At 49.9% G+C, this 19,407-nt stretch carries 2 protein-coding genes; both read left to right on the forward strand.

Annotated elements, in window-relative coordinates; all coding sequences use genetic code 11:
• Positions 1–469 precede the first annotated feature (469 nt).
• A complete protein-coding gene (locus FH603_RS16285; protein ID WP_342355217.1) occupies positions 470–6,709 on the forward strand; it encodes a beta-ketoacyl synthase N-terminal-like domain-containing protein in 6,240 nt (2,079 codons plus the stop codon).
• Complete coding sequence (locus FH603_RS16290; RefSeq protein WP_186738603.1) at positions 6,706–19,389, forward strand: non-ribosomal peptide synthetase/type I polyketide synthase; 12,684 nt, start codon at positions 6,706–6,708, stop codon at positions 19,387–19,389. Before FH603_RS16285 ends, FH603_RS16290 begins: the two co-directional genes overlap by 4 nt.
• Positions 19,390–19,407: the final 18 nt, after the last annotated feature.

Here is a 19,407-nt window from a genome sequence, read left to right on the forward strand (position 1 = left end):
CGTTTGCGGGCTGTTCTTGAAGCGTTATTCACGGGTCGGCAGACAGTCATCGAGTTGACTTGCTTTCCCTACATTCTGAATGCGTCTTTATGATTTTGAATTAGTATTATAACCAGCAGGTATAGGGTAAAACCTGAAGTTATTGATGACAAACAACCGCTTTCGGACATTTGTAACACCCAATGAGAGAAAGGGTATACGATAGCAGCACATGTTCTGACGAAACCGGCCAAGATTAATACTTTGTTGCTTAGCTACTTATAAATATTAGTACGCTGCTTCTAGTTCACACCGCTACTGCCAGGATAAACAACGCATATTTCTTACATTAATCATTACTATGGAGTCTACCATAAGTGTCGTCGGTGGGGCATTACATCGCAGCACCCTGTCCGGGATTCTGTTGTCTTTGAAAAACGAAGAAAGTAAAGGAATAACCTTTATTTCAGGTGCTGAGAATGAAGAGCCAATGGCTTACGGCCAATTGGTTACACAGGCCCTTTCAATGCTTCATTTTTTACAGATTAATGGCGTAAAACCGAAGGATGAAGTAGTATTTCAACTGGATGATAATAAAACCTTTTTAGTTTCTTTTTGGGCTTGTATACTGGGTGGGTTTAAAGCCATACCCTTGCCTCCTGGGCAGCATACAGAAAGTGAAGCTAAGTTGGCAAGAGTATGTGCGGTTCTAAATCATCCGTTTATTCTAACGGTTCATGCGCTCAGGTCTAAAGTAGATAAGATACTCGTTGACTATAGCCTCACTGTTCGCGTATTGGTATATCAAAATTCCATAAGTCAAGATAGAATAGGAGAAGTATACGAAGCTCAAGAGGACGATATTGCTTTTATACAATTCTCATCTGGATCTACCGGCCATCCTAAGGGAGTCGTGCTAAGCCACCGGAATCTTTTAACAAACATTGCCGCAATTATTGAGGCTGCTGAACTCAAAACGACCGATCGGTTGCTCAGCTGGATGCCACTCACGCATGATATGGGGCTGATTGGCTTTCACCTGGTTCCGCTAGCACTGCAAATGCACTTGTTCCTGATGCCGACGGACTTATTTGTCAGGTACCCGGTATTATGGATGCGTAAAGCTTCCGACCACTGTATCAATGTTACCTCGTCTCCCAATTACGGCTATCAGCACTTTTTAAATCAGTTCAATCCAGCTAATCAGTATGATTTTGATCTGTCATCGCTGCGGTTAATATTCAATGGAGCGGAGCCTATTATGGCTGATGTGTGTCGCAGTTTCACGAAGGCATTACTACCCTATGGTTTATCCGAAAGCGTCATGTTTGCCGTTTATGGTTTGGCGGAGGCTTCGTTAGCTGTCACCTTTCCCAAACCTGGAAAGCCGTTTTCTTCCTTGTTTTTTGATCGAAAAAATTTGGGGCCCAGTGATAACGTTGTGGTCACTGACGTTGACCATGCTAATGGCAGCGAACTGGTAAACTGCGGAAAACCCGTCCCTAATTGTGAGATTGCTATCCAAAGCCGGCACGGCGAAAAACTTGACGATGGCCAGGTAGGATACATCCATATCAAAGGCAATAACGTAACCAGCGGTTATTATAATAATCCTGATGCTTCGCAAAAAGTGATAGGTCAGGATAACTGGTTAAACACAGAGGATTTAGGCTTTATTTACAAGGGTGACCTATACGTAACGGGACGGATGAAAGAGCTGATCTTCATCGCCGGCCAAAACGTTTATCCACATGACATTGAGCGGGTAGCTCAGCAGATCGAAGGCATTGAAGCCGGTAAAATAGTCGCTTGTGGTATACCGGATACGGCAACAGGTGTGGATAGCCTGGCTTTGTTTGTGCTATTCAAAAAGAATATCAGCGAGTTCTATCCGCTTACTAAAAAGCTCAAACGGCATATTGCTTCACAAACGGGGATTGAGGTCAAGTATGTAGTTCCCATCAAGAAAGTCCCCAAAACCACGAGTGGCAAAATCAAACGCCTGTCACTGGCCGGTGATTTGGCCACGGGGGGGTTTGATGACGAGCTAAAAAAACTGGCGCTACTGGATGAACAGGCCAGATTAAATTCGCCGTCCATCGATACAAACGCTTCTAAAAATGAAGCTATTTCGGCGAAGCGTGTCATGCAGTGGCTCACCGCCTGGCTTGCCAACCGATTAGAGATTAGTGAGCACGAAGTAGATGTATACCGTTCGTTCGCTGAGCAAGGGGTTACTTCGCTGATTGCTGTAGAAATGGCACGGGGAATTGAAACTGAACTCGGGCTTGTCGTTAACGTAACGAGTGCGTGGAGTTACCCTACCATTGAACAGCTTTCCAACCATCTGGTTGGTCAGCGTAATCAGGAAACCGCCAATACCAATTCTGGAGAAGGACATCTGCATGAACCCCTTGCCATTGTCGGGATGGCTTGTCGCTTTCCGGAAGCCGAAACGATAGAAGACTTCTGGACCTTACTGGAGAACGCTCAAAACACGTCTTCAGAAGCAGCATCAACACGATGGAACGCAGTAGCCGTCGAAAGGCTAACCCAGCATAATAAAATTAAAACAGTCACGCGGGGCAACTACCTCAAGGATGTTGATCTGTTTGATGCAGGCTTCTTCGGCATTTCACCTAAAGAGGCCTGTTCAATGGACCCGCAACAGCGGATTCTGCTGGAAACTACCTGGCAGGCTCTGGAAAATGCCGGTGTGCCTGAAAACGAATTGTCTGGCAGTGATTGCGGGGTGTTTATTGGGGTTAGTCATTCGGATTATGCCAGTTTAACGATCAATGACCTTGACGCGCTAACCGCTTATTCAGGTATCGGAAATGCCTCGAGTATCGTGGCTAACCGGATTTCGTATGTGTTTAATCTAACGGGTCCGAGTATGGCGGTCGATACGGCCTGCTCATCGTCTCTGGTAGCCCTGCACCAGGCCAGTCAGCATTTAAGGTTAAATGAATGCAGCATGGCGATCGTTGGCGGGGTGAATTTAATTCTGAGCCCGGCTCTGCATGTTGTTTTCTCTCAGGCGAATATGCTCGCCAGTGACGGGATTTGTAAAACGTTCGATAATGAGGCCGATGGATACAGCAGGGGAGAGGGCTGTGGGGTTATAATCCTCAAAAGGCTTTCGGATGCCGTTAAGGATGGCGATACGATTCAGGCGGTTATACGAGGCTCGGCTGTAAATCAGGACGGTAGAAGTAACGGGCTGACTGCCCCGAATGGCCTGTCGCAAAGGCGAGTGGTAGAAAAAGCCTTGCAGACAGCCAGGGTGCAGGCTTCTGAAATTTCATACGTAGAAACGCACGGAACAGGTACTCCCCTTGGCGATCCGGTAGAATATCAGGCACTAAAAGAAGTCCTTAGCGCTGGCCGACCGGCCCATAAACTGTGCTGGATAGGGTCGGTGAAAACAAATATCGGACATCTGGAACCGGCAGCGGGCATGGCCGGGGTTATCAAAACGGTACTGGCGCTCAACAAAAAACTCATTCCAAAACACCTCAATTTTGAGGTGGCCAATACGTACCTGAACTACGACTCGACTTCGTTTTTGAAAGTAGCCGGTAAAGCTGTACCCTGGCTTACGGAAGGGGATAGCCGGAAAGCCGGTGTAAGTTCCTTTGGCTTTGGCGGTACCAACGCGCATGTAATTCTGGAAGAGGCTGATCCGTATCATCATCCCAACGCTGCGAGTGAGGGTTTGATCAGTTATCCGTTCCTGTTATCTGCCAAAACCGATACTGCCTTGCAAGCCATGATGTTGCAGTATGGTGATTTTCTTCAGCATACACCGCTAGCCTTCAACGATGTGTGTCATACATTGGCCTGCGCCCGGTTCCATTTTCCTTACCGGCTCAGCTTCACCGCATCGACAAAAGAGGAGGCCATCGAACAGCTTCGTCATGCGGGCGTATCACCAATTTATGCCGCAAATGATGTTTCCATTGCCTTTTATTTTCCTGACTGCCCAACGCTTGCCAAACTAGATGTAAGTAAGTTATACGATGAACTTCCGTCGTTCCGCCATGTGGTTGAGCAATGCTGTCAAACGCTTGGCTTACCCGTTTCGCGTGTCGTCTCCTGCGAAGAAAAGCCAGGCCATGAACACGTACGGGAATCTGCCTTTTCAAAGGGGTATACGCTGTTAGTTTACATGAGCAATTTGGGCATACGCCCAAACTCAGTTAGTGGAGACGGCCTGGGCGAAGTTCTGGCTGCCTGTACCGCGGGCGTTATCTCTGTTCAGGAAGGGTACGCCTTAGCCGGGGCGATGGGCCAAGTTGCCGAAGGAAAGGCAGATGCGCTGGATAAGGCTTTGGATACTATCACGTTGAAGCAGCCGCTGCTTACCCTCAACGTGGCCGGGACGGTTGACACCCTTAATGCCGAGATCTTAACCAAAGCTTATTGGAAAGAGCGGCTGTCTACTGAAACGACTGCTGTTCGAGCGGAAGACAACCTACTGCCGAATGAAATCAGTATTGACATCGCTCGTATGAACGCTGAGTTGACTGCTGGTTCGGCAGGGTTCGTTGAAACGAACAAGTCAAAGGCTGTTCTGAACGGGAGTCTGTTCGTTGGGATGCTTACCCGTCTGTACCAGAAAGGAATTAGCGTAAACTGGCTCCCCCTCTTTAACAATACCGGGGGTAAGAAAGTGAGTTTACCTAACTATCCGTTTGAGCGTAAGCCATACTGGGTAGAGACAAAAAATCGTATCGAGTGGCTGCATACCGAGTTGCCCGTCGCTGCTAATTTGCCGCAAGGTGCCGACTCTTCGCTGGATGACCACGTCTATGTGCCTCAATGGGTGAGCGAAAGTCTACAGTCTCCGGCCAGCACAGTGAAACGAAACTGGGTCATTTTTGCGGACAAAAAAGGAGTAGGCACTGCGTTAGCCAAAAAGTTTGAGCAGTACGGTCACAAAACCGTAAAGGTTTTTGCCGGTGACAGCACCTTTAAACTTGACGATTTTACGTATCAGGTCGATAGCCGCAGCCCCGACGATTTACAAATACTGCGTCAGAACGGTGTGATCGGGAAACCGCAGCAGCCCAATGGCTTCATCTACCTCTGGACTACCGAAGCCGATACCAATACCCACTATCCTGAAACGGCATTTCCGGCTTATGGGCACTTCCTGAATATCGTGCGTGCCCTGGGACAGTTGGCTTACACCGATCAAACTCCTCTTTGGGTACTAACACAAAGTACGACCGGGCCAGGCAACAGTCTGTTTGAGTCGCCTTACTGGGGGCTTGCTAAAACGGCCTGGTTAGAATACCCGCAATTAAAAGGCGGTATCATTACCGTTGATAGCACGGGTAATCCGGAGCAGGCTGACCAAATCGTTGACGAGCTACTGAGTGTTCAATGCGAAGATTGTGTCCGGTTTAGCGATGAAAAACGCCTGGTGTATCGTCTGAAAAAAGCGGAATTACTTTCGGCGTCACCCCTGTCATTGGCGAGTACCGGGTTATACGTTATTACCGGTGGCCTGGGCTTCTTGGGTATTAAATTCCTGCACTGGATGGTTACGCACGGAGCACAACATGTTGTGCTCACCACCCGCAAAGACGTACCGCCTGAGGCAGCGTGGGAAACACTACCCGAGGGTTTTCCCGGACTTGACTCATTAAAGCAAGTGCGTTTGTTCAGGCAGGCAGGCATCGACGTAAAAATAGTACAGGTAGACATTACCAGCCATCACCAGTTAAGTGAGTTTATTGCATCGGTCAAAACGGATGGATTGCTGCTGAAAGGCATTGTGCATGCTGCTGGCGATAGTGAATATCAGGCCATTGAAACGATCGAATTGGGCTCACTGAGCCGGATTCTGCAACCCAAAATTGTTGGTGGGTGGAATTTACACCAGTTGACAAAAGAGCTCGACCTGCAATTTTTCATTTGCCTGTCCTCGATCACTTCCCTATGGGGTGGTAAAAACCAGGCCTTATACGCTGCGGCCAATCAATTTCTGGACAGCTTGTCTGTACATCGAAAAGCAGTAGGCTTGCCATCCTTAACAATCAATTTAGGCCCGGTTGCCGGTGGAGGAATGGCCGGTAACAGTACGGCCCTGTTCGACAAAGTTGGCATCCGCGCCATGGAGGCAGAAGCCATATTTCCGACGGTAGACAAGCTGATCGTTACAGGCGAGCCACAGGCTATACTGGCCAGGATCGACTGGGATAAATTCGATAGTGTTTATAGAATGCATTCGGTGAGCCCAATCCTGATCGATTCAAAAGTGCCCGAAAACGGGGATGACCACCAGGCGGTAGTATCGGAATCTTTACAGCGCCTGATGGCCATGTACCCAGCTGAAAGGCACACCTACCTGTTGGAACTCCTGAGTGCTAAAGTGGCTGCCGTGTTAGGGTACAGAGCCGGGCAGCGGGTACCCATAGATATCGGATTATTTGATCTGGGGCTGGACTCGATCACGGCCCTCAGCCTGAAAGAAAGTATTGAAAAAGAACTTCAGATCAAGTTAAAGCAAACCGTTGCTTTCAACTACCCCACCATTTCACGGATGGCGGATTACCTGATGACCGAACATCTGGCGGCACACTTCGGGAAAGAGCCCGGAGTTATACAGAGCGATCCGTATCAAGCCGATGATCATCTTCTGCAAACCGCCGAACTGGAGACGCTTACCGATGCAGAGCTAGAGTCGATTCTTAACGAACAGATCAACCGATTTTTATGAGCGCGACGAATCCCGAACTTGTTCGCAAGGCGATTTTAGCTATCCGCAGCATGGAAGCCAAGCTGCAGGCAGCCGAAGAAAAAGTGAATGAACCGATTGCTATTATCGGCATGGGGTGCCGCTTTCCGGGCGGTGCTGACCATCCCGAAGCATTCTGGAACCTGATAAAAGCGGGTTTCGACGGGGTTTCTGACGTACCGGCCGATCGGTGGAACGCAGCCGAATATTATGACGCCGACCCAGCCAGTGGCGGAAAAATATATTCCAAATACGGATGCTTCCTTGACGATGTAGACAAGTTCGACGCTCGGTTTTTCAATATTTCAGCCCGGGAGGCCGAAAGTCTTGACCCTCAGCAGCGCTTACTTCTGGACGTAAGCTGGAAAGCACTGGAGAACGCAGCCATCGCACCAGACGCGCTCAATGGAAGCGACACGGGGGTGTTCATCGGCATCACGACTAACGATTACTCACACCAGATCGTTGAGGGAGGGCAACCAGATCGGGTAGACGCCTATTTCAATACCGGCAATGCACTCAACGCTGCCGCCGGCCGCATTTCCTACACGTTTGGTTTCAGCGGGCCCAGCATGGTCATCGATACGGCCTGCTCCTCCTCACTGGTTGCTATTCACCAGGCGTGCCTGAGCCTGCGCAACGGCGACTGCACACACGCATTGGCGGGTGGTGTCAGCCTTCTGTTGTCTCCGTTAACCAGTGTGGGTATGTCGCGGATGAACATGCTCTCGCCAGACGGCAGATGTAAATCGTTCGACGACCGGGCCAATGGAATCGTCCGTGGCGAGGGCTGTGCCGTAATTTTATTGAAGAAGCTATCGGATGCTATCAATGACAAAGATAATATCTGGGGCATCATAAAAGGATCGGCCGTTAATCAGGATGGTGCCAGTGGCGGATTGACGGTACCCAATGGTAAAGCACAGGAGCGGCTGATTGAGAAAGCACTCTCCGCTGCCCATGTTAACCCGGCTGATGTAAGTGTTGTGGAAACCCACGGAACCGGTACGCCCCTTGGCGACCCGATTGAAGTACATGCCTTAAGCAGCGTTTATGGAAAGGGCCGCGCTATCGAACAGCCCTTGCTATTGGGTGCTTTGAAAACCAATATAGGCCACCTGGAGGCCTGTGCCGGTGTGGCGGGAGTCATCAAAACGGTTCTTGCCATGAAACACCGGTTGATTCCGGCGCCCCTTCATTTTAATACACCCAATTCAAGAATAGCTTGGGATGATTTATTGGTGACGGTCCCCCGCGCCAACCAAGTCTGGGATAGTCCGGCCGGTAAAAAACGGCTGGCCGGCGTTAGCAGTTTTGGGTTCAGTGGCACCAATGCTCACCTGATTATCGAAGAACCGTCGGCACCTGAACAGGCTGAACCGGGTGTCGATCCCGGCATCCATGTGTTAACGATTTCGGCCAAAACGCCGGAGGCCCTGGACAAACTGGTGCAGAAATACGAAACGCTGGTAAGCAGTACGCCCGAAGAGACAATCGGCAGCCTGTGTTATACGGCGAACACCACCCGTAATCATTTTGAGTACCGTTTGGCGGTCATGGCTGCTAACAGGCAAGCGCTTGTCGAGGCACTGGGCAACCAGCCACTTCTGAAACAGAACAGGACTCGGGTCGTAAAAGGGGCACTCCAGAAAACAGCTTTTTTATGCACGGGTCAGGGCTCGCAATACGCCCGGATGGGGAAAGATCTGTATGAAACACAACCCGTTTTCAGAAAAACACTGGACTACTGCTCTGCGCTTTTTGAAAAGCTACAGGGCGAGTCACTGATCGATCTGCTGTACAAGGCAGAACACCAGGAAAAACTTAACCAGACTCAATACACCCAGCCCGCTTTATTTTCGGTCGGGTATGCACTGGCCGAATTCTGGAAAAGTCTGGGTATCAGGCCGTCCATTTTGATCGGGCACAGCGTCGGCGAGTATACGGCAGCCTGTATAGCCGGCGTGTTCAGTCTTGAAGAGGGGATGCGCCTGATTACTGAACGCGGGAGACTGATGCAGAGCCTGCCCCCCGGTGGCGGTATGGCGGCCCTGTTTGCCTCAAGGGAGGAGGTAAGTGCGGTAATCGCTCCCTACGGCGATAAGGTAGCGATAGCCGCCATCAACGGCCCGGCGCTGACGGTGGTGTCTGGCTATGAGGACGTGGTGGAGCAGATTGTTGAAACGTTCTCACGAAAGGGCGTCCGTACGAGCAGGCTGCTGGTTTCTCATGCGTTTCACTCACCGCTACTGTTGCCCATAGTGGATGCGTTCAGAGCCGTTGCAAGTACGGTACAGTACAACAAGCCACAGATCAAAATTATCTCCAACAGCACCGGCAAGGTTGCCGACTCAGCCATTTCGACCGCTGAGTACTGGTGTAAACACTTGCTGGAGCCGGTGAATTTTTATGCAGGTGTGCAAACTCTCCAGCAGGAGCAGATAAAGATTCACCTCGAGATTGGCCCCACGCCAAGCCTGACGGCCATGATTCGCAGCTACGCAGCTGACGAAGATAAGGTATGGCTGTATAGTCTTCATCCGAAGAACCCGGACTGGACGTGTGTATTGGATACGGTCAGCCAGCTTTATCTGAAAGGCATCGACATTGACTGGCAGGCCGTTTACGAGCCATTCAGGCTTCACAAAGTAGCGCTGCCCGCTTATCCTTTTCAAGCGGAAAGGCATTGGTTCGCTAAACCCAGGAAGCAAAACGAGGGCAATTCCGGCCCTGATCAAGGCGTTGCAGGCGGCAGCGATGACCTAATGTCTAAATCTACGCAGGAAATATCTACTCATTCATTTTCAAGCCCTATCACTATGGCTCAACAGAAAGCTGAAAGTCTGGCTACACTTAAAACGATTTTAGGTGAGATCCTGCATGAAAAACCGGAATCGCTCGATATACACATGCCATTCCTAGAGATGGGAGCTGACTCCATCGTGCTGGTCGAAGCGCTCAAAAAGATTGAGAACACGTTTGCTGTTCAGCTGAAGATCAGTCAGTTGTTTCAGGAGTTATCCACGCTGGATAGCCTGAGCGAATACGTTGTTGCCAGTCAGCCCGTCAACCAACCAGCGAACGAGGTACCTCAATCGACAACGCTGACGCCCTCCACCAATTCTGCACCGGTGAGTTACATAACTTCTCCGGTAACTCCCCAACTGAGTGGACATAGCGTTCCGGAGGGGCCGGCAACCCATAGCCTACAGGGCGTATTGATGAAGCAACTGGAGGTTTTGCAGCAAACCATGGCTGCACAACTACAGCTTATGAATGCGGTTCCGGCGCAAGTCAGCCAGAACAGTTCAGCTCCCGCAGTACCTGCGACTACCGCTGTGCAACAACCACTGCCCGGCCGGGTACGCGTTAATTCAAATCAGATCAGTGCGGCCGAATCGACCAGCAAATTCAATGCAATCCGCTTACAGGAAGACCGGGCATTGACACCCCTGCAACAGCACTATCTCGATGAGCTGATCAAACGCTATACTACGAAAACCTCTCAGTCGAAAACGTACGCGCAGCAATACCGCCACGTTCTGGCCGATTGGATCAACTCGTTGGGTTTCCGGCTGGCGATTAAAGAAATGATTTATCAGATCGTCTCAGTGCGTTCGGCCGGTTCGCGATTCTGGGATTTGAACGGAAACGAATACGTTGATCTGGCTATCGGTTTTGGCGTTAATTTCTTCGGAAACAGCCCCGAGTTCGTTAAGAAAGCCGTATCTGCCCAGTTGGAGGAAGGCTTTGAACTAGCTATTCAGTCTGACCTGGCCGGGGAAGTGGCTTCGCTGATCAGTGAGTTAACCGGTTTTGAGCGGGTGGCCTTCTGTAATACGGGTACCGATGCAGTCATGAACGCCCTGCGTATTGCCCGAACGGCCACGCAAAAGCAGAAGGTGGTTCTCTTCAAAGGTTTTTATCACGGAACGTTCGATGGCTATCTGGCAGAAGCGGTGCAGGATGGCGAATCGATATACAGCAAGCCGGTAGCGCCGGGCACCACGCCCGGTATGATTGAGGATGTGATACCGTTAAACTACGGCAGTGAGGAGTCATTGAAGTATATTATCGAGCACGCAGACGAACTGGCGGCCGTACTGGTTGAGCCCGTGCAAAGCCGTAGACCCGGTTTTTTCCCCAAAGAGTTTCTGATAAAAGTTCGGGAGATCACCGAGCAGTATGGTATTACACTCATCCTGGATGAAATCATAACCGGGTTCAGAAGCCATACGGGTGGGGTGCAGGCCATGCTGGGCATAAAAGCCGACATTACCACCTACGGGAAAATTGTTGGTGGCGGTATGCCAATCGGTGTTATCGCTGCAAAGCCAAAATACTTAAATGCAGTCGATGGCGGATGGTGGCAGTATGGGGACGCTTCCTACCCTGAAACGCAGATGACACTGTTTGGAGGGACATTTTGTAAACATCCCCTGGCCCTGGCTGCGGCAAAGGCGGTGCTGTTGAAACTCAAAACCGAAGGCCAGGCCCTTCACGATCGGGTGAACAACCGGACAGATCGACTGGCTCAGGAGGTAAACGAGTTTTTTGACCGCATGAACGTGGCGATCCGGATAGTGCATTTCGGCTCATTATTCAGATTTGAACCGTTTGGTAAGTATAACCCGCTGTTGCAGCCCATCGAGTTAGATATCTTTTTCTTTTCTCTGATAAACAAAGGCGTATACACCTGGGAGAGACGAATCAACTTCCTGTCGGTTGCTCATTCGGATGAGGACGTTTCGTTCATCATTGCTAAAATCAAGGAAGTGATCAGCGACATGATCGCCGGTGGCTTTTTTCCCGAGGCAACGAAGCAACTGAAAACCAATGCAATCAACGGAAGCGTAAAAGTCAATGGACATGCGATAGCCCACCAGACGGCCGGTGTGCAGGCCGGGACACGAAACCAGCCGGAGCCGGCTTTACCGGGTATACACATGCTCCCGGTAACCGATGCCCAAAAGCATTTGTGGGTGCTTACCCATTTAAGTGAGGAAGGGGGGGCTGCTTATAATGTCCCGGTTACCATACGATTAAAAGGCCAGCTCGATCGACAAAGCCTTTCGCAGGCGCTGCAACTTATTGTCGATCGGCATGATGCCTTACGAACTACGTTTACGGCTGACGGAACCCAGCAGACCATACACCGCTCAATGCCTGTTACCATCCATTGCAGCCGGATTACGGATGCGGGAAGCGCTGAAGAAGTGGAGGGCTGGCATAAAACGAACAATGGGCATTTTTTCGATTTCGTGAAAGGCCCCCTCTTCAAGGCTGCACTTTTGACGATAAGCGACGATGAACACCTGTTTACGTTCGTTGCGCATCATATTATCTACGATGGATGGTCGGCCGGCGTACTGTCTGCTGAGCTTGGCAACCTTTATTCTAAACTGACAAGTGGCGCGTCAATTGACGAAAGCCCGGTTACCCAGTTCAGTGAACGGTCAGCGCGCCCTGCTGCCGTTCCGGATGCTGAAGCAACCAGTTATTGGTTAGACGTATATGGGCATCCGTTAGCTTTACTAGAGTTGCCCCTCGACAAAGCACGTCCAGCCATGAAGACGTATCGTGCTGAAAGCAGCCAGCTGACGTTACAGCACGATTTGGCCGATACGGTAAAATTGACCGCGAAACGAAGTGGCCTAACACCCTTCATGATGTTGTTTGGCGGATACGCCTTACTGCTCCACAAGCTTACCGGCCAGAATGATGTAGTCATTGGTATACCGGTGGCCGGTAGAGACCTTGAAAAGGAATCGAAGTCGATTGGCTATTATGCCCAGGTTTTGCCGATACGGGTACGCATTGATAGGTCGCAAACGACAAAAGCCTTCCTGACCTACGTGCGGAATGTAGTGTTGCAGGCTTTTGACAATAGCGCCTTCACGCTAACTGATTTGTTAGACAGGCTACACCGGCAGGGTGACGCAACCAGTACGCCGGTGGTGAGTACCTTGTTTAATGTAAACCCCGGCAACCTGGTTTTACCAAAACTCGAAGGGCTGGAGAGTAGCGTTATCGATAAGAAAATCTGGTTTACGCCTTATGAATTGCTTTGGGACATAACAGAAAATGACGGTGGATACAGCATCGATTGCGATTACAATACCGACCTGTTCGCTGGCAGCTCGATAAAGAGATTTTGTCAGTATTACGAACAAATCCTGACGGGTCTCTGTACGGATGCTACCCTGCCAATCCGCCAGCTCGACTACCTGCCTTTATCCGAGAAAAACCGGCTGAACAGCTACAATGACACGTCACGCAGTTATGATAAAAGTCTTGTTATTCAGGAATTTATTGAAAAGCAGGTGAAGCTGACGCCCCATGCGGTGGCCGTAGTCGATGGGGAGAGAACACTGTCGTATGAGGAAGTAAACCGCAAGGCAAACCAGTTGGCCCGGTATCTTAGAACGCAGCATGGATTGAGCCCCGGCAGCTTTGGTAGTATTCTGTTGAACCGCTCCTCAGACTTGCTGATCGCTATTGTAGCGGTGTTGAAATCAGGGGCTGCTTACGTTCCGATCGATCCCCGGTATCCGGCCGAGCGTATCGAGTATATCTGTAAAGACAGTAAGGCTGCGGTATTGATTACGGAAAGCAAATTGGCATCGCTTGTTTCGGGTGATTGTCAGGCCGTCGTTATTCCGATTGATACAAAGGCGGCGGCCATAAATGAATGTGCTGATGAAAACCTGGCTATTATCAATCAGCCCGCCGATGTAGCGTACCTCATCTACACCTCCGGGTCGACCGGTAAGCCTAAAGGGGTGATGATTCGCCATCTCAACACGGCGGCTTTCTTCAACTGGGCGCAGGAAGAGTTTAAAACGTCTGATTATGAGGTAGTGTATGCTGCGTCGTCTATCTGCTTCGACCTGTCTGTTTTCGAGCTGCTGTTCACGTTAACGACGGGGAAATGCGTCCGGATGCTGCAATCTGCCCTGGATATAAAAAAATACATCGGCCAGGATCGAAAGGTATTGCTGAACACAGTTCCGTCGGTGGTGGAAACGTTACAGAAAGAGAAGGTAGATCTGGCCACGGTTACTGTAATCAACCTGGCGGGCGAGCCCTTACCCGAACGTATTGTCAAAAGCCTGGATTGTCAGCGAATCGAGGTCAGGAATTTGTATGGCCCTTCAGAGGACACAACCTACAGTACCTTTTACCGACTTAAGGGTGACGAGTCCATTATACCGATCGGAATACCAATCGCTAACTCAAAGGCCTACATCCTGGATGATGACTTAAACCTAGTGCCTCATAATGTTATCGGTGAGATTTGCCTCTCGGGGGACGGCGTCGCGGCAGGGTACTTGAATAACAGTGGATTAACAGCGCAGAAGTTTATAGACAACCCGTTTGAACCTGGTACAGTCTTGTACAGAACGGGTGACCTGGGGCGGTGGATGAACGATGGTACGATTGAATTCAGGGGCCGGAACGATTACCAGGTGAAGCTTAGAGGCTTCAGAATAGAGTTGGGTGAGATTGAAAAAACGCTGGAAAAGCACGAAGAGGTCGTTAAAGCCATAGTGGTTGTGTCAACAGTGGGCCAAACCGAATTTCTGGCTGCTTATTATACCGCCGACAGAAAACTTGAAGCCGAAGGGTTAAAGCGTTTCCTGGAATGCTCATTGCCGGGCTATATGGTGCCTTCTTTTATCATCCAGCTAAAAGAATGGCCAATGAGTGGAAACGGGAAGATAGACCGCAAGGCATTGCCAGCTCCCCAGGCCACCGCAGGAAAGGCAAAGGAAATCGTTTTGCCAGATGGCAAAATAGAGCAAATCCTGCTCGAACTATGGAAAGACGTTCTAGGGACGAACGCAATAAGTGTTACTGATAATTTTTTCGAAATAGGTGGCCATTCACTGAAAGCCAGCCAGTTGCTCTTCAAAATTCAGGAGTCTCTAATTACGAAAATTGAATTCAAAACGCTTTTTGAGCAACCTACCATACGCAGCCTTGGCCACTATTTGAAAGAGGCCGGCAACCATAAACGGGTTGAGCCACTGCCTCATGCCCCTGAACGGGTATCCTATCCTTTATCGGCCCCGCAAAAACGATTATGGATGTTTTCACAAATACATTCAGATCATAACGTGTATAACATGCCCGGTGCCTTTAAGGTATTAGGTAAGCTGGAAGTTGAAGCCCTGAAGGAAGCTTTCAACGAGTTGATCGACAGGCACGAAATCCTGCATACTACGTTTCATTTTTTGCAGGGTGAACCACAGCAGATCATACAGCCTGTCGATGCGTCAACGGTAGATTTTACGGTCCAGGATGTATCACAACAGTCCGAACCATTGCTATGGGCACAGCAACTCATGCAGGCGGACGCTATCACTCCGTTCGATCTTGTTGCCGGGCCGCTTATCCGAATGAAGGTCTTTACGCTTTCTTCAGCCGAATCCCTGGTGTATGTGAATATGCACCACATCATAGCCGATGGCTGGTCGGTGAACGTAATTCTGTCAGATATTCTAAGCCTGTACATAGCCAAAGTAGAGGGGAAGGAGGCAGCCATGCCCAGGCTGACTAACCAGTACAAGGATTTTGCTTATTGGCATTATCATCGTTTCTATGAACTAGCTAACGCCAGCAAAGTATACTGGACACAGAAATTGAGTGGCGATCTGCCCGTTCTTGAACTGCCGTCCGACTTTACCCGTCCGGCTGCAAAAACGTACCAGGGGAAGACAATCCACCTGCAGCTGGATGGGCAGGTAACAGTACAACTGTCGGCTTACAGCGTTGACCAAAAGGCGACCTTGTTTATGACCTTGCTGGCGGCAGTAAACACCTTGCTGCATCATTATACCGGTCAGGAAGACATCCTTGTAGGGACCGCCTTAGCCGGACGCGAGCACCCGGACCTGCAATCGCAGGTTGGATTTTACGTAAATACGCTGCCCCTGCGCACTACCTTCTCGGCCAGCCAGCCCTTTAACGCGATGCTGGCCCAGGTAAAGCAAAGCGTAATCGAAGCCATTGATTACCAGATTTATAGTGCTGAAGATATTGTGGAGTGGCTGCCACAGGGTCAAGAAACAGCCAACTCATCCTTGTTCAATGTGATGGTGAGTTATAACGAATCATGGCTCGGAACGCAAAACAGTGCGTTGACTTTAAATGCTTCGGACGATGGTTCATCAAACCCCATTGAGGTTGAGTTATACCCGCTATCATCATCGACGAGCAAATACGATTTCTCGTTTGAGTTTACTAAGAACAGCGACGGCCTTTTGATTGGCATCGAGTACAGTAGCGATCTCTATTCAGAAGCCCGCATGCAGCGGATGATGCAACATTTCGTCAATGTAGTGAACGCCATCGTAGCCTCATCAAACCAACCTGTCGGTGAAATCGGGTTATTGACGGATCAGGAAAAACACCAGATCATCCACCAGTTCAACAACACGCAAACCAGTTATCCAAGGGATGAAACCATCGCCCGGTTGTTTGAACACCAGGTTATGCAAACGCCTGAAGCACAGGCTTTGGTTTTCAATAACCAACGCTTTACCTACAAAAAGCTGGACCAGAAAGCCAATCAGCTGGCGCACTACCTGAGGGATTCCCATCGGGTACAGCCGGGTGACCGCGTCGGGGTAGTCACGGGCAGAAGTTCAGATACTATTGTTGCTTTTTTAGCCATCCTCAAGTGCGGAGCGGTGTACGTTCCCATGGATGAGACCGTTCCGGTCAACAGTTTACAGTTTGTTGGCCGTGATACCGCCTTAAAAGTCGTATTGTTTAATGAACTAACGGCTGATCAGGCATCCGTATGGGAAAACATACCGACGGTTAACCTTTCATCGGTCGGCCCGGAGTTGGCTGCCTGCGCCGATTCAACGGTATCCGTAGCTGGCCAGCCCGGGGATGTAGCCTATATCATGTATACATCAGGGTCAACCGGGCAACCCAAGGGCGTACTGGTTACCCACCGCAATGTGGTCAGGCTGGTTAAAAACACCAATTACATCAGCATCCAGAGTGATGAGAGGCTACTGCTGACCGGGGCTATATCGTTTGATGCCACCACCTTTGAAATATGGGGTATGTTGCTAAACGGAGGCTGCGTATATGTATCCAGCCATAATGAACTCATGGATACACGTGTGCTGAAGAGAAACCTGCTGCAAAACAGGATCAGTACCGTGTGGTTTACCGCGTCCTGGTTCAATCAGCTCGTGGACTTAGACCTGGAGCTGTTTGGGGGCTTGAAAAATCTGCTCATTGGTGGCGACAAGTTATCGCCCCGACACGTAAACATGGTCAAAACGGCTTACCCTGAGCTTCGTATCATCAATGGGTATGGCCCTACCGAAAATACTACGTTCTCCATTTGCCATCCGATAGACGAATACTACACGGCAGACATACCGCTGGGCAGACCAATTGCAAATAGCAAGGCGTATATCATTAACAGACATCAAAAGCTATGCCCTATTGGCATACAGGGAGAGATCTGCCTGGCGGGTGACGGCCTGGCCCTGGGTTATTTGAATCAGCCCGAGCTTACGGCCGGCAAGTTTGTGACCATTGCCGAGTTGCCCGGCGAACTAGTATACCGTACTGGCGATTTGGGCCGCTGGCTGGAAAATGGCGACGTGGCTTTCATGGGCCGCAATGATTTTCAGATGAAGATAAAAGGCTTCCGCATCGAGGCCGGTGAGATCGAAGGCGTTTTGCTGCAACATCCTGGATTAGAGAAGGTAATTGTAACGGCCATCCCTGGTGAAGACGGCAGTAAAGAACTCGTTGCCTACTATACCGCAACCGTGCCCATCGAGGAGAAAGCGCTGGCGATGTACCTGAAAAGCCGTGTACCCCATTACATGATTCCTGCTTATTGGATACGAATCAACGAAGTACCGCTGACCGCCAATGGCAAAGCCGATCTGAGGTCATTGCCGGTGCCCGCAAAAAACGGTACCGAGACTCTTATTCCGCAGGAAGCGGATCAAACCCCTATGGAAGGCACCCTGGCTTCCTTGTGGAAAGAAGTATTGGGAAAAGAGACGATTCGGGTAACCGATAACTTTTTCGACGTGGGTGGACATAGCCTGAAAGCGATGCGGCTGCTGGCAAAAATCAACGGTAATCTTTCCCAGTCATTCGACCTGAAAACACTCTATCAGTACCCGGTTCTTACAGACATGGCGAGACAGATAGAAAGCGTTGCCGGTCAATCGGAACGCCTGGCGATTGAGCCGCTTGCACAGCGGGATTTTTATGCGCTTTCTTACCCGCAGGAAAGCATGTGGACCGCCATACAGTTCGATGCTCAACCAGCCGCCTACAACATTGCCGGTGCGTATCTGATTAAAGGTGATATCGATCACCAGGCTTATTGCAAAGCTTTTGAGGAAATCACTAACAGACATGAAAGCCTCAGGACCAATATTGTACTAGTTGATGACGAGCCCCGCCAGCAAATACAGGCAACCGCCAGCAGCCAGGTAACCCTGACGGATATGCGTAGCCGGGCTGAGCCTTATGCCGAAGCAATGGAGGCAATCAAGGGCTTGGCTAACCAGTGTTTTAACCTAGAAAGTGACCCGCTCATCGTTAGCCATTTATTCAGAATTGCGGATCGGGAGACCATCGTTTTGATGAATATTCATCACATCATAGCGGATGGCTGGTCTTTGGATACGATCCTGTCAGAATTGCTGCTGGTTTATAAGTCTCTGATTGACAGGCAGAAGTGTCCGCTACAGCCCTTGGCTTTACAGTATAAAGACTATGCCGCCTGGCAACGAAACCACCTGACGGGCGAGCGGTTACAGCAACTCGTTTACTACTGGAAGAACAGGTTAGGCAGGAATCATCCGGTTCTGGCTCTTCCGGCAGATTTCGATAACCTGTCGTTGGCCATGTCCTCCGCCAGTTTTGAGTTCGTGGTCAGTAAAGAGCTCACTGCCCAGCTGGAAACGCTTGCTAAAAAACACAATACAACACTCTATTCGATTCTTTTAACGGCTTATACGGTCGTGTTACACGGGATTACCAAACAGCCGGAGTTGATCGTGGGCACGTCTGTGGCCGGTAGGGCAGGCATGGACCTGCAAACTATGGTAGGCTATTTTGTTTGTGTAGTTCCCATCAAGTGCAGCGTTCATACACAACTATCCTTCGCCCAGCAGCTCAAAAAAACCAGCCATGATTTTACCGCCGATCTGTTTCATGCGGAGCTGCCGTTTGACCAGCTGGTAAGGGAAGTTCAACCGGAGCGTATCCCCGGGAAAACGCCTTTGTTTCAGACTCGCTTCATTTATAATGATTTCGAGAGTAGTGTAGCCAGCCTGAATACTCAGCTCAATGGTGGAAATACAGGCCTGGAACTATCAAACATCAGCTTACCAAGCCTGGGGGCCAAGTACGAAATCGATATTCGTTTGACCCGTGAAGGTGATACGTTAGCCGGACAAATTGAATACCGAAGCGATCTATTCAAGCCCTCCACTATTGAAAAGCTGCATAACCAGTATCTGTCTTTATTGGATGCCGTTACGGAGCGGCCCGACCTGCCCATTCATGAGTTGCTGGCCCCAATTGTCAACAGGGATGTCAAGAAAAAGCAGGTCGCTGCGCTGACTAAACTGAAAAGCATTCCTTCAATCGGTATGCTGTAAGCAGCCACCACAGAAAGC

Source organism: Spirosoma utsteinense (assembly GCF_014282275.1).
Taxonomy (GTDB): domain Bacteria; phylum Bacteroidota; class Bacteroidia; order Cytophagales; family Spirosomataceae; genus Spirosoma; species Spirosoma utsteinense.